Here is a 14,463-nt window from a genome sequence, read left to right on the forward strand (position 1 = left end):
GGGTAGCTTGGTGAGTTGATGGCTGAAAAAGATGATGACCGGACCAGCAGCACAGGTGACATGACGGTCGCGCAGCTGCGCGAGTGGCTGCGTAACTGGATTGCCGACGCAACCGGGCAACCGGTCGGTCAGATCACCGACGACCGCCCGATGGAAGAGTTCGGTCTGTCGTCTCGCGACGCCGTTGCTCTCAGTGGCGAGATCGAGGAACTGGTCGGCGTCACGCTCACCGCCACGGTCGCCTACCAGCACCCCACCATCGCGTCGCTGGCCACCCGCATCATCGAGGGCGAACCCGAGCAGCCCGACGACTCGGCGGACGCCGCGTACTACGCGTCGGTGCCGACGTCGGACGCGCACGACATCGCGATCGTGGGCCTGGCTTCGCGCTTCCCCGGCGCGGGTAAGACTCCTGCCGAGATGTGGCAGATGCTGGCGGAGGGCCGCGACGGCATCTCCGACCTGCCGGAGGGCCGCTGGGAGGAGTTCACCTCCGACCCGCAAATCAAGGCGGCCGTCGAGAAGGCCAACACGCAGGGCGGCTACCTCGACGACGTGAAGACGTTCGACGCGGAGTTCTTCGCGATGTCTCCGCTGGAGGTCGCGAACGTCGACCCGCAGCAGCGGCTCGCGATGGAACTGACGTGGGAGGCCCTCGAGCACGCCCGCATCCCGGCCAGCGACCTCAAGGGCGAGCAGGTCGGTGTGTTCATCGGCAGTTCCGCCAACGACTATCAGTTGCTTGCGGTCAGCGACCCCGTCCATGCGCACCCGTATGCGCTGACCGGTACGTCGACGTCCATCGTCGCCAACCGTGTGTCCTACTTCTACGACTTCCGCGGACCGTCCATCGCCCTCGACACGGCGTGCTCGTCGTCGCTCGTCGCGGTGCACCAGGCGGTGCGCTCGCTGCGGTCCGGTGAGTCGGATCTCGCGCTCGCCGGCGGCGTCAACATGCTCGTCGCGCCGCCCGCCACGCTGGGCTTCGACCAGCTGGGTGTGATGGCGCCCAACGGTCGCATCAAGGCGTTCTCCTCCGACGCAGACGGCATGATCCGCGCCGAGGGCGGCGGCCTCGTCGTCCTCAAGCGTCTCGAGGACGCCGAGCGTGACGGCGACGAGATCCTCGCCGTCATCGCCGGTAGCGCGGTCAACCAGGACGGCCGCTCCAACGGTCTCGCGGCGCCGAACCCGGATGCGCAGGCCGACGTCCTGCGCCACGCCTACCGGGATGCGGGCATCAACCCGGCCGGCGTCGACTACATCGAGGCGCACGGCACCGGCACCATCCTCGGCGATCCCATCGAGGCGGACGCACTCGGTCGCGTCGTCGGTCGTGGACGCGCCGACGACAAGCCGGCGCTGCTCGGCTCGGCCAAGACCAACTTCGGTCACCTCGAGGCCGCCGCAGGCGCCGCCGGCCTGATCAAGGTCGTGCTGTCGATGCGGGAAGACACGCTTCCGCCGACGCTGAACTTCGCCGGACCCAACCCGTACATCGCGTTCGACAAGGCGCACCTGCAGGTCATTCCCGAGGGTGCGGCGTGGCCGCGCTACACGGGCACGGCCGTCGCCGGTGTGTCCGGATTCGGTTTCGGTGGCACCAACGCGCACGTCGTCGTGCGTGAATACACCGGGCCTGCCGTGGACGACGCCGTCGAGGGCGTCGAGCCCGTTGTTCCCGTCGAGGAAACGGTGTCGGAGGCCGTCGAGTCGACGGTCGTGCTCGCGGTGTCGGGTGCGCTCCCGTCGCGTCGCCGCCGGGCTGCCGCCGATCTGGCCGATTGGCTGGAGACCGAAGAGGGCAGCACCACTCCACTTGCCGATGTCGCGCGCGCTCTCGCCCGCCGTAACCACGGCCGCTCGCGTGCCGCCGTTCTGGCGAAGACTCGCGCCGAGGCCGTCACCGGGCTGCGCGCCATCGCCGCCGGGAAGCCCGGGCAGGGTGTGTTCTCCGCGGATTCGCCGTCGTCGAAGGGCGCCGTCTGGGTCCTGTCGGGCTTCGGTTCGCAGCACCGCAAGATGGCCAAGCAGCTCTACCTGGAGAATCCGGTCTTCGCCGCCGCCATCGATGAGGTCGACGCGCTGATCGAGGACGAGGCCGGCTACTCCATGAAGGAGAAGTTCCTCGACGACGCGATCGACTACGACGTCGAGACCTCCCAGGTCGGTATCTTCACCATCCAGATCGGTCTGGCGGCCCTGCTGCGTCACCACGGCGCCGAGCCCGAGGCCGTGGTCGGACACTCGATGGGTGAGGCTGCCGCCGCGTACATTTCGGGTGGTCTGCCGCTCGAGGACGCGGTGCGGGTGATCTGCGCCCGGTCCCGCCTCATGGGTGAGGCCGAGGCCACGCTCGAGGGCGACGACATCCGTCTGATGGCGCTCGTCGAGTACAGCGCGTCCGAGATCGAGACCGTTCTCACCGACTTCCCGCACCTCGAGGTCTGCGTGTACGCGGCCCCGACGCACACCGTGATCGGTGGCCCCGAGCCCGAGGTCAACGCCATCGTCGCGCGCGCCGAGGGCGAGGAGAAGATGGCCCGCGTCCTCAAGACGAAGGGCGCCAGCCACACCTCCCAGGTCGATCCGCTGCTGGGCGAGCTGGCTGCGGAACTGGCGGGCATCGAGCCGACCAAGCTGAAGCTGGGCGTGTACTCGTCGGTCGACAAGGACACGTACTACCGCGCCGGCCACGAGCCGATCCACCGCGAGGAGTACTGGACCAAGGGCCTGCGCCACAGCGTGTACTTCACCAACGCCGTCCGCCTCGCCGTGGGCAGCGGGCACACCACGTTCGTGGAGTTGGCGCCCAACCCGGTGGCCCTGATGTCCGTCGCCGCCACCGCGTTCGACGCCGGTCTGCACGACATGCAGCTCATCCAGACGCTCAAGCGCAAGGAGGACGAGCCGCTCGGCGTCCTTGCCGCGCTCGCGCAGCTGTACGTGCACGGGCACGCCGTCGACCTGTCGTCGCTGCTCCCCGAGGGCGACTTCGCGTCCGTTCCGCGCACCGCGTGGATCCGCAAGCCGTACTGGGTGGAAACCCGCATCGATTCCAGCGGCAACACCCGTGTCCCGGGTGCGCACGTGTCGCTCCCCGACGGCCGCCACGTGTGGGAGGTCCAGGCCGGCGCGGTCACCGACCTGCCGGCACTGGTCACCGCTGCCGCGTCGCAGGTGCTGTCGGATGTGACACTCGCCGCGTCCGTCCTGCACGCCCACGCTCCCGCCGAGGGAACGCTCACCACCACGCTCAATCCGCACCCGGGTGGCGCGTCGCTGCAGGTGCACGCGAAGAGCGGCGCGAGTTTCACGCTGCTGTTCGACGCCGCCGTCACGTCCGGTGAGGCCCTGCCCGAACCCGTCGTCGCGGTCCCGGTGCAGTCGACCTCCCCGGTCGAGGAGCTGCCGGAGGTCGTCGAGGACATCGGCGAGAAGTGGGACCCGAACGGTTCGCAGACCCTCGAGGACCGTCTCGCGCTGATCGTCGCAGAGTCCATGGGCTACGCCCCGGAAGACCTGCCCGCCGAGATCCCGCTCATCGAGCTGGGCCTCGATTCGCTGATGGCCGTCCGCATCAAGAACCGTGTCGAGTACGAGTTCGACATCCCGCAGCTGCAGCTGCAGGCCGTCAAGGATGCGAACCTCATGGAGGTCGCCAAGTACCTGCGCTACGCGGTCGAGAACCGCGAAGAGGTGCAGGCGCTGGCTGACAAGCAGAAGGCCGAGAAGGAAGCGGAGGAGGCCGCGGAGGCGGCTCGTGACTCGGAGGCTTCCGGCTCCCCGCTGGACGCCGAGGACACGTCCGTGGAGGCCGAAGCCGAGGCGATTCTCGCGGCCACCCCGGTCCCGGAGACAGCCGCTGCTCCCGAGGCAGCCGTCGTGGACAACACGGAAGCGTTCGCCGACGCGACCGGTTCCGACGTTCCGCCGCGCGACGCCGCCGAGCGTCTGACGTTCGCCACGTGGGCCGTCGTCACCGGCGAGTCCGCCAAGGGCATCTTCAACACGCTGCCGATCCTGAACGACGAGACGGCCGAGAAGCTGGCGGCCCGGTTGTCGGAACGCGCGAACGGTGAGATCACGTTCGACGACGTCCTCGACTCCACCACCATCGAGGAACTCGCCAACGTGGTGCGCGGATTCCTCGAGGATTCCGGCAAGATCGACGGGCTGGTCCGCGCACTGCGGCCTCGCCCGGAAGGATCCGACGCCGTCCCCGTGTTCGTGTTCCACCCGGCCGGTGGTTCGACCGTCGCGTACGAGCCGCTGCTCAAGCGTCTGCCCGAGGGCACGCCGATGTACGGGTTCGAGCGCACCGAGGGTCCGATCGAGGTCCGGGCGGCCGAGTACCTGCCGCTGATCCGTGAGATCCAGGGTGACGGACCGTACGTGCTGTACGGCTGGTCGCTCGGCGGTGTGCTGGCCTACGCGGTGGCGAAGCTGCTGCGCGAATCGGGCGCGGACGTCCGGATCGTCGGCCTGATCGACACGGTCATGGCCGGTGAGAAGGTCGAGGACACCCCCGACGAGATCCGTAAGCGCTGGCAGCGGTACGCCGCGTTCGCGAAGAAGACGTACAACGTGGACTACCCGCTGCCGTACGACAAGCTCGCCGCGGCGGAGAGCGACGAAGAGCAGATCAAGATCCTGACGGAACTGCTCAAGCTGAGTGGCACGAAGATTCCGGGCGGAATCATCGAGCACCAGCGCACGTCGTGGCTCGACAACCGGGCCATCCAGACCGCCGAGCTCGAGCAGTACGACGGCGACGTCGTCCTGTACATGGCCGACCGCTACCACGATGACGTGATGAACCTGGAGCCCGCGTTCAAGACCCGGAAGCCGGACGGCGGCTGGGGCGACGCGGTGAAGAACCTGGAGATCATCCACGTGGGCGGCGATCACATCCAGATCGTCGACGAGCCGTACATCGCGAAGGTCGGTGCCGACCTCACCAAGAAGCTGGCGGCGATCCAGGCCGCCGGAACCGGAGCACATCAGTGACCACCACGACCGCAGAGAAGCTTGCCGAACTGCGCGAAAAGCTCGAAACGGCAAAGGAACCCGCGGGCGAACAGGCGATCGCCAAGCGCGCGAAGAAGGGTATTCCCAGCGCGCGCGAACGCATCGACATGCTGCTCGACCCGGGAAGTTTCATCGAGGTCGGCGGCCTGATGCGCCAGCCCGGTGATCCCAATGCCCTGTACAGCGACGGCGTGGTCACCGGTCACGGGACCGTCGAAGGACGCCCGGTCGCGGTGTTCTCGCACGATCAGACCGTGTTCGGCGGTTCCGTCGGCGAGATGTTCGGCCGCAAGGTCGCCGCGATCATGGAGTTCGCCGCCAAGATCGGCTGCCCCTGCGTCGGCATCAACGACTCCGGTGGTGCCCGGGTGCAGGACGCGGTGACGTCGCTGGCCTGGTACGCGGAGCTCGGCCGTCGGCAGGAACCGCTGTCGGGGATGTGCCCGCAGATCTCGATGATCCTCGGCAAGTGCGCGGGCGGCGCGGTGTACGCGCCGATCAACACCGACGTCCTGGTGGCGACCGAGGAGTCGTACATGTTCGTCACCGGACCCGACGTGGTCCGGAAGATCACCGGTGAGGACGTCAGCCTCGAAGAACTCGGTGGCGCCCGGAACCAGGCCCAGTACGGCAACCTGCACCATGTGGCGGCCGACGAGAAGGCCGCGTTCGAGTGGGTGCGCAAGTACCTCAGCTTCCTGCCGTCGAGTTGCATGGAGAAGCCGCCGGTGGTCAACCCGGGTCTCGAACCCGAGATCACGGACTCCGACCGCGACCTCGACACGTTCATCCCGGACGCCGACAACGCCGGCTACGACATGCACGACATCCTGCTGCGGATCTTCGACGACGGTGAGTTCCACGAGATCGGCGGGCAGGTGGCGCTGAACATCATCACCGGCTTCGCCCGCGTGGACGGACGCACTGTCGGGGTGATCGCGAACCAGCCGCTGGTCGCGGCGGGCGCGCTGGACGCCCAGGCCTCGGACAAGGCCGCACATTTCATCCGTATCTGCGACGCCTTCGACATCCCGCTGGTGTTCGCCGTCGACACGCCCGGGTTCCTTCCGGGCCTCGAGCAGGAGCGGATCGGCGTCATCAAGCGCGGTGGCCGGTTCATCTTCGCGTTCGTGACGGCGACCGTCCCGAAGGTGACCGTCGTGATCCGCAAGGCGTACGGCGGCGCGTACGCCGTCATGGGCTCGAAGCAGCTGGGCGCCGACATCAACTTCGCGTGGCCGACCGCCCGCATCGCGGTGATGGGCGCGGAGGGTGCTGTCGACCTCATCGGGCGTAGGCAGATCGAGGCCGCGGGCGAGAACGCTCCCGCCGTCCGCAGGCAGCTGATCAACTTCTACAACGAGAACATCGCGACGCCGTACATCGCGGCGGAGCGTGGCTACATCGACGCCGTCATCGAGCCCGCCACCACCCGGCTCGAGATCCGCAAGGCGCTGACGATGCTGCGCGACAAGAAGGTGCAGCGCAACCCGCGCAAGCACGACCTGATGCCTCTCTGATTCGTCGCCGCCCGCTCGCCCGATGTCGCGCCGGTCCAGTCTGAGTGCACCACTGTGACATTGGGTGCGGCGGTGACTCATGCCGACCGCAGCTTCGGCTCGGTGTGGACGAACACCGGCGGCCGGGGGCGCGACGCAGCCAGCGTGTGCGCCGCGCGGAGATCCGCGAGCACCGTTGCCGGGTCGTCCTGAATCTGCTTCGGCAGGTGCGTGACGACGATGATGCCCTCGCGCTGCATCCGCGCCCGCCGCATCGTCGTCGCCTGGTGGAGTTCGGGCGAGAAGTGGTACTTCAGCGAGTCGATCTCCCAGGCGACGGCGACGTCGTCCAGCCAGCCGTCGGGACGGGCGATCCACAGCCCGGCGGCGGACAGCACGTCCACGTTGTGCCGCATCGGCGGAAGACCGCTCGTCGCATACAGCTTCTGCGCGTGGACCTCGGCGACGGAATGCGCGTCGTCGCTCAGTTCACGCAGGACCGCCCGGGGTAGGCGGCTTCCGCGGTCGCTGCCCTGCGCGAGTTCGCGCACCAGTTCGTCGACTGTCACGTCGCCGCGCTGGATGCCGCCGGCGAGGAGCGCCCGGCAGCTGTCCGCCTGGAGTGTGCGACGTCCGGCGTCCAGGAGGCTGCGTGCCGGGGGAGCGAGACGCAGGAGCCCCCGCTGGACCGGTGCGGGCATCCGCCACGTCCGTTCGACTTTCACGTACGCCCAGTCTCGGCGGTGCCGGGTGGACGGGATGAGCAGCAGCACGTCGTTCCGGGACGCCGACGCGGTGTAGCCGAACGCGGCCAGCGCGGCGTGACCCGACAGGAGTGCGTCCGGACCGCCGTATTCGAGTGCTGCCAGATTGCGCTGCAGCGTCGTCGGCGGCCCGTTGTGCAGGAGGACGACGCCGGGCAGGATCCGCTGCCAGGGTCCGCCGTCGGTGCAGCGTGAGGAGATGGTGCCTTTCGCGACACCCAGCCGTTCCAGGGTGGCCGCGCGGACCACACCGTCGCGGCTGACGGCGGTTATCGCAGTGAGATCGTCGGCCCAGGTTCCTCGTCGCATGAGTCAGAGCATGCCGCGGGCGAATCGGACCGTCGCCGGAAAGCCCACGTCGGAAATTGCCCTGTGGATGGACGGAAGGTTGTGGACAACTCCGCGGCCGGTGGAGCTGTTTCGCCGTGTCGGGCCGCCCGGCGCGGCGCCCGGTGTGACATTCGTTCAGTCAGAGTGAACACGTGTGACATCGGGCGACGCAAGCAGGGCAGGCGCGTCTACGGGCTGCTGTACACCCGCAGGGTGCCCGGCTTCCACAGTCCGGATCGGGTCTCGGTCTCGGTGTCGACCGTGGCCGCGGTGGCGTCCGGGAAGTACCGGTCGAAGCGCTCGAGGGAGCCCCAGTCGCGGCCCCAGTCGTCCCGCATGTAGGTGGGGATGGAGGTGGCGCTGGCGAGCAGTTCGGTGAAGCCGAGGGGCCCACCGTTCTCCGGGGACTGCCAGGTGTCGGTGGAGCTGACGGCCAGCGGGCGGTCGGGGAGGATGCGGTAGTTCGGCATCTCCGCGACACCGTACTGGTGGTCGAACGGGCGCTGGCACGGGAACTGCAGTCCGACGGCCCAGTCCAGCAGCACCGGTTGCGAGCTGCCGATCGTCGAGTTGAGGGTCTCGAGCTTCGGAACCCGCGGCGGGGTGAAGGCCAGCCACTGGTCGCCGGTGAGGTTGGGGTCGTTGGCGACGATCCGCACGGAGTCGGCGTCGGGGGACAGTTCGCTGATCGGGACGCGCAGGTTGCGCCACGACGGTGCGGGACCGATGTCCTTGGGCAGGTAGGTGCCCTGGGCCTGCACGGTGCCGTCGGGCTGACGCTTGCCGTATTCGAGGAGCAGCGACTGACCGTAGGTGAGGGCGCCGGTCGAGTCGACCGACCAGATGCGGCCCGCGGCGGACATGACGATCAACGGGGCGTCGTCGCTGCGGTCGGGGAGTGCGTACCAGCTGGACGACAGTGTCGCCGGTTCCTGCACGCCTTCCTGGTAGCTGCCCATGACGGGTGTGGTGGCGGGGTCGAGTCCGAACGGCAGCTTGGCAGTGCTGCCGTTGACGCCGACGTTTCCGGTGCCGCCGCTGGTTCCGGCGCTCGATCCGGTCTCGAAGCTGGGCCCGACGCTCTGGTTGTCGGTGTTGCCCATGCCCTGCTTGACCTCGACGTAGTCGGCGGTCAGGTCGGACGGCACCCCGTTGGGGGAGAAGCCGACGGGATCGGCTCCGCCGAGCGGGTCGGCGGGGTTCGCCAGCGGCTGCGCGGGATCGTTGAGGGGCGTGAGGTTTCCGCCGTTGGTGTCGCCTTCGACGAGGACGTCCTCGGCGAGTCCGCACGTCTGCCCGGTGAGGGAGTCGAAGTTCGACCGTGCCAGCGAGTACGCCGGGTACTGGGAGACGGCGCCCTTGAGGAGTGAGAGGACTTCGAACAGCACCATGATGCCGGCGATGACGGTGAGCGGGGCGGCCGCGAATTTCCTGATCCGCCTGCCCTTCTCGGTGTTGGCGCGGGCAGGTGGTGCGGCGAATCCCTCACGTAGGTACTGCCAGGCGGCCAGTGCGACGGCCAGCCCGAACAGGACGAGGAAGAACGTATTGGACTGGCGGCCGCCGATGGAGACGGTCTTGTCGAACCACGGCACGCCGTAGCTCGAGACGTACCAGTATCCGTTGATGCCAGCGAACGTCAGGGCCAGCATGAGGAGCAGGCCGGCGAGGAAGATCGTGCGGTTGCGGCGCGACCGCAGCGCGGACGCCGACACGGCGACGGCGGTGAGTGCGGCCAGGGAGCCGGCGATGCCCGCGTACGCCCCGAAGTGGTGGGTCCACTTGGTGGGGTTGAACATCATGAAGAAGATCGTGCCGAACACGACACCGAGCAGACGCCACGACGGTCCGGTGGCGGCGCCGGGAATCCGCTTGCGGCGCAACAGGATGAACAGCGTCGTCAGCAGGCACAGGATCATCGTCAGGAACGCGAAGCGGCGAGCCACGGAACCGTCGACGGTGGGGACGAAGAGGTAGTAGTAGCGCAGGAAGTCCTTGTACCATTCGAGGTTCGGGCCGATCAGGGTGCGGACCCGGGTGGCTTCCATCACCGCGGCGACGGTCTGGTCGGCGAACACGACCACCAGGACGATCGTGCCGGCGGCCGCGATCGGAGCCAGCAGCGGCAGCGTCCCCACCTGGCGGTGGCGTTTGACGACGATCCGGACGAGCGGACGGGCGCCGGCGAGCAGGGCGGCCACACACATCAGTCCCGTCGGGGCGGCCGCGAGCGTGAACGCGCCGATCAGGACGGCGACCGCCGCGGGGAGGAGACGTCCGGTCGCGATGGACCGCTCGATGGAGCACCACGTGAGCAGGGCGCCGAGCGCGACGATGGGCTCGGGCCGCAGGCCGTTGTTGTAGGGCAGCCAGAACGCGAGGAAGACGAGCCCGCCGGTCCACAGCGCGACCTTGTTGCGGCGGACGGAGCGGCCGAGGCGCGGAGCGACCTCCCGGCTGATCACCATCCAGCACAGGATGCCGGCGATCAGGGCGGGCAGTCGCATGAACGGGCTGGCCGTCGAGATCTTCGCCATCGCGGCCAGGACGTCGTAGTACCAGCCGAACGGCGCCTCGGGGACACCGAACCAGCGGAAGTAGTTGGCCATGTAGCCGGCGTGGTCGGAGACCCGGGCCATGGTGAGGAGGTAGCCGTCGTCGGACGTGTTGGCGCCGATGAAGTGCCACAGCACCAGCGTGCCCACGACGATCGTGTCGAGTCCGGTGAACTTCCACCAGTGCGACGGCAGGAAGTTGCGGTGCCCGCGCCCGTCCGTGCCGTCGAGGCGGCCGAGGGCGACCAGGGCAATGGCCGTGGCGAGGAGGGCCACGATCATGGCGACGAGCTTGATCAGAGTGGGGCTCGACGAGAACCGGGAGTCCACGTTCATCGTGAACGACAGGCCTGCCGGTGCTGCCCCGTCGCGGAGGTCGCTGAACACGCCCACCACCTGCGGGCGGAGGTCGCCGGTGAGGGAACCGGCGATCGGGTCACCGGTCGGAGTGGTCAGACCCACGAACTCGGCGGACGTCGCGTCGATGTTCGATGTGATGCGGATCTCGGTGCAGGCGCCCGACTGCACCTGTTCGCGCGGCGCCGTCGCGATCGTGACGTTGCGGTCGAGCACGTCCACGGACTTGTCCGACACCCGCACGAACATCGCATTCAGTGCCGCACCCTCGCCCTGTGCGGGGGCCGTGGCCAGCAGGATTCCGCCCTGCGGGGGGAGCCCGGCCACGGCGGAACAGGGGATCGCCGCCGACAGATCGATCGGGACCTGCGACATCAGCGGTGCTTCGAGATCGCCGACGACGCCGTTCTCCGGCCAGTTCACCGCTGCGGTGGTCTGCTGCACCGGCATGAACGGAGTGGCCACTGCCAGCACGAACCCGAGGAGTCCGGTGACGATGGCGATCAGACGAGCGGTCCGGTACTCACTCCGCCGGTCCTGGCGAGCAGGTGGCGAAGTGGATTCGGCGTCGGAGACGGAAGTTGTCAGAGCGTCGGGCACGGTTGTCGATGGTATGTCAGGAACCTGAGTAGGCATATTGCCGCCTACCAGAGGGTAGGGACACTTCTAGTAGTAACGCACCGGTCCGGCCGACCAGGTGCCCGACCTGGTCACCTGTTCGGATTCGACCTGCGCGGGCGTCGCCGACTCGTCGAGCGGTGTGTACCGCTCGAGCGAGCCCCAGTCGCGGTCCCAGTCGTTCGACAGGTACGTGGCCAGGGTGCTCGCCGACAGCAGCTGGTCGGTCCAGCCCAGCGGGCCGCCGCCGAACTTGTCCTGCCAGGCATTGGTGGACTCGGCGCCGATGCGGTCGGGGAGGACACGCCACTGCGGGACCTCGGCGACGCCGTAGCGGTGGTCGAAGGGCCGCTGGCAGGGGAACGCGAGCCCGACGGCCCAGTCGAGGAGCACGGGGTCGCTGGAGCCGACGACGGTCTGCAGCGTCTGCATCGTCGGCACCCGGGGCGGAGTGACCGCGAGCCACTGGCCGGGGTCGGTGTCCGGGTCGTCCGCGACGAGCCGGACCGTGTTCGCCTCGGCGGGCAGCTGGTCGAGCGGCACGCGCAGGTTGCGCCACGACGGGGACGGTCCGATGTCGATCGGGTCGACGGTGCCGAGCGCGGTGACGGACCCGTCGGGGCCCGTGACCCCGTACTCGACCTTCAGGCTCTGTCCGGGGGTGACGACGCCGTCCGCGTCGACCGACCGGATGCGTCCGGCGGCCGAGATGGTGAGGATCGGTGCGTCGTCGCTGCGGTCGGGCAGCCCGTACCAGCCGGTGGTGAGGGAGGCGGGCTTCTGTTCCCCGCCCGGCTGGTAGCTGCCGAGTACCGGGGTTCGGGCGGGGTCGAGGCCGAACGGCAGCGTCACGGTACTGCCGTTGACTCCGGCGGTGGCCTCGGTGCCGCCGCCGGTGCCGGAGCTCGTGCCCGTCGTCGTCTCGTCGGTCTCGGTGTCGACGGTGTTCGCGCCGCCGGTGGCGATCTTCTCGGAGTCGGCGGTGAGGTCGTCGGCGATGCCGTTGGGGGTGAAGCCCTCCGCGGCGGTCGTGCCGAATGCGCCTGCGCCGTTCGGGTCGGTGACCGGGGTGAGCGGCTGCAGCAGGGCGGCGGTGGGGTCGGTCTCGACGAGGACCTCGTCGGCGAGCGCGCACGAGTTGCCGGTCACCGATTCGATGTTGGCCTTCGCGATGGAGTAGCCGGGGTACTGCGCGACGGCCCCCTTCAGCAACGACAGCACCTCGAACAGGACGACGGCACCGGCCGCGACGGTCAACGGGGACGGTGCCAGCATCCGGGCACGCTTGCCGTTGGGCTTCTTGCCGTTCTCGTACGGTTCGCGGACGTGGTACCAGGCGGCGAGGAGCAGCGTGAGCACGGTGAGGCCCAGGAACAGTGTGGAGAAGCCCTTGCCCGCGATCATCGGCGGCTTGTCCCACCACGGGACGCCGTAGCTGGACACGTACCACCAGCCGTTGGAGCTGGTGAACGCGACCGCGAGGATGAACAGGACACCCGCGGCGAACAGGGTGCGGTTCCGTTTGGAGCGGATGCTCGCGGCCCCCACCCCGACCGCGGCGAGCACCGCGACGGAGCCGGCGAGACCCGCGTACACACCGAAGTGGTGGGTCCATTTGGTGGGCGTGAACATCATCAGCAGCAGAGACGCGAACACGATGCCGAGGATGCGGCGGGACGGTCCGATCGCGGTCCCGGGCACCTTCCCCTTGCGCAGGATCAGCATCACGCAGACCACGACGCACAGCAGCATCACGAACACGCCGAACCGGCGGGCCAGCGAGCCGTCCGGCGAGATCCCCATGAGCGAATCCCAGCGCAGCCGCTCGTCGAACCAGGCCACGTTGGGGCCGAGAGCCGTGCGGACGCGCGTCGACTCGAGCACCGTCGCCAGTGTCTGATCCGCGAAGACGGCCACCATCACGACGGTTCCCGCGGCGAGGATCGGCAGGATCTGGGACGCGAAACCCACCCGGTGGCCCCGTGCGATGACGATCTGCAGGATCGGCCGCGCGCCGGCGATCAGGGCGGCAATGCAGATCAGGCCCGACGGTCCGGCCGCGAGGGAGAACGCGGCGATGAGCACGGCGACGGCACCGGGGAGTAGTCGTCCCGTGGCGATGGCGCGCTCGATGGAACACCACGTGAGGAGGGCGCCCAGCGCGATGACCGGTTCGGGGCGCAGCCCGTTGTCGTACGGCAACCAGAACGCCAGGAAGACCAGTCCGCCGGTCCAGAGGGCAGTTCTGTTGCGGCGCACCGCCACACCGAGGCGGGGAATGACCTCGCGGCTGATCACCATCCAGCAGAGGAGGGCGGCGAGCAGCGTCGGCAGTCGCATCCACATGCTCGCGGTGCTCACCTTCGCCAGCGCCGCGAGGAGTTCGTACGACCACCCGAACGGCGCCTCGGGGACGCCGAACCAGCGGAAGTAGTTGGCCATGTAGCCGGAATGCTCCGACACGCGTGCCATGCCGAGGAGGTAGCCGTCGTCGGAGGTGTTGGCGCCGACCACGTGCCACAGCAGCAGCGTCCCGATCACGACGGCGTCGACACCGGTGAACTTCCACCAGTGCGCGGGCAGGAAGCGGCGGGCGCGGCGGCCGTCGATGCCGTCTACGCGGTGCAACGCGTACAGCGACGTCAGCGTCGCGAGGACGCACACGATCATCGCCAGCAGTTTGAGCAGGGTGGGGCTGGACGAGAATCGGGAGTCGGGGTGGACGTGCACGTTCAAACCTGCAGGCGCCGCCCCTTGCAGGTCGGTGAACAGGCCGACCATCTGCGGGCGCTGATCGCCCTCGACGGAACCGGCGAGGGGTTCGGCGGTGCCCGTGATCTCGGCGGACGTCCGCTGGTGGTCGGACGTGACGGTGAGGGCGGTGCAGCCCTGGAGGTCCGCGGCGTCGGCCGAGATCAGGGAGATGCCGCGAATCGCGACGTCGACAGTGCCGCCGGCGCCGCCCTTCACGACGAGGCCGTTCTTCTCGAAGTCGGGGGCCCGATTCGGGAGGGTGGAGACGACGGTGCCGCCGTCGGGCCCGAGTTGTGTGAACACCGAGCAGGGCACGGTCACCTGCATGTCCAGCGGAGTGTACGAGACCAGTGGCGCCTCGACGCTGTTCAGGGTGCCGTCCTGCGGCCAGTCGATCGACGCGGCATCCTGCTTCACCGGGAGGAACGGGGTGGCCAGCGCGAGCACGAACCCGATCAGGCCAGTGACGATCGCGATGAGCCGGGAAGTGCGGATGCTTCGAACGTCAGGCAGCGGGGGTTGGGACGGCACAGAACGATGTTAGGCGATTGTGGC

General features: G+C 68.8%; 5 protein-coding genes. 2 read left to right on the top strand and 3 right to left on the bottom strand.

Going from position 1 to position 14,463, the window contains the following annotated elements:
- Positions 1-60 precede the first annotated feature (60 nt).
- Positions 61-5,010: a polyketide synthase Pks13 gene (pks13, locus tag DTA22_RS27715; RefSeq protein WP_112301590.1), complete on the top strand. Its 4,950-nt coding sequence runs from the start codon at positions 61-63 to the stop codon at positions 5,008-5,010.
- Positions 5,007-6,551, top strand: coding sequence for an acyl-CoA carboxylase subunit beta (locus tag DTA22_RS27720; RefSeq protein ID WP_005248832.1), 1,545 nt, complete (start codon positions 5,007-5,009; stop codon positions 6,549-6,551). Before pks13 ends, DTA22_RS27720 begins: the two co-directional genes overlap by 4 nt.
- A gap of 77 nt (positions 6,552-6,628) precedes the next feature.
- On the opposite strand, the gene DTA22_RS27725 is transcribed toward DTA22_RS27720, so the two are convergent.
- The 3 genes from DTA22_RS27725 to DTA22_RS27735 all read right to left on the bottom strand — a co-directional run bounded on the left by DTA22_RS27725 (position 6,629) and on the right by DTA22_RS27735 (position 14,439).
- The gene (locus tag DTA22_RS27725; protein WP_112301591.1) at positions 6,629-7,603 is read right to left on the bottom strand and encodes a hypothetical protein; all 975 of its coding nucleotides are present in this window, start codon (positions 7,601-7,603) and stop codon (positions 6,629-6,631) included.
- 209 nt (positions 7,604-7,812) lie between these two features.
- Positions 7,813-11,136 (bottom strand): arabinosyltransferase domain-containing protein, encoded by a 3,324-nt coding sequence (locus DTA22_RS27730; protein WP_112301592.1) that lies wholly within the window; start codon positions 11,134-11,136, stop codon positions 7,813-7,815.
- 66 nt (positions 11,137-11,202) lie between these two features.
- On the bottom strand, positions 11,203-14,439 hold the full coding sequence (locus tag DTA22_RS27735) for an arabinosyltransferase domain-containing protein (RefSeq protein ID WP_112301593.1): 3,237 nt from the start codon (positions 14,437-14,439) through the stop codon (positions 11,203-11,205).
- Positions 14,440-14,463 lie beyond the last annotated feature (24 nt).

The sequence above is a fragment of the Rhodococcus wratislaviensis genome, from assembly GCF_900455735.1.
In the GTDB taxonomy this organism is placed as follows: Bacteria; Actinomycetota; Actinomycetes; order Mycobacteriales; family Mycobacteriaceae; genus Rhodococcus_F; species Rhodococcus_F wratislaviensis.

Coding starts and splice junctions, on each gene's coding strand:
- pks13 (WP_112301590.1), top strand. CDS start 61: ATGACGGTCGCGCAGCTGCGCGAGTGGCTGCGTAACTGGATTGCCGAC.
- DTA22_RS27725 (WP_112301591.1), bottom strand. CDS start 7,603: ATGCGACGAGGAACCTGGGCCGACGATCTCACTGCGATAACCGCCGTC.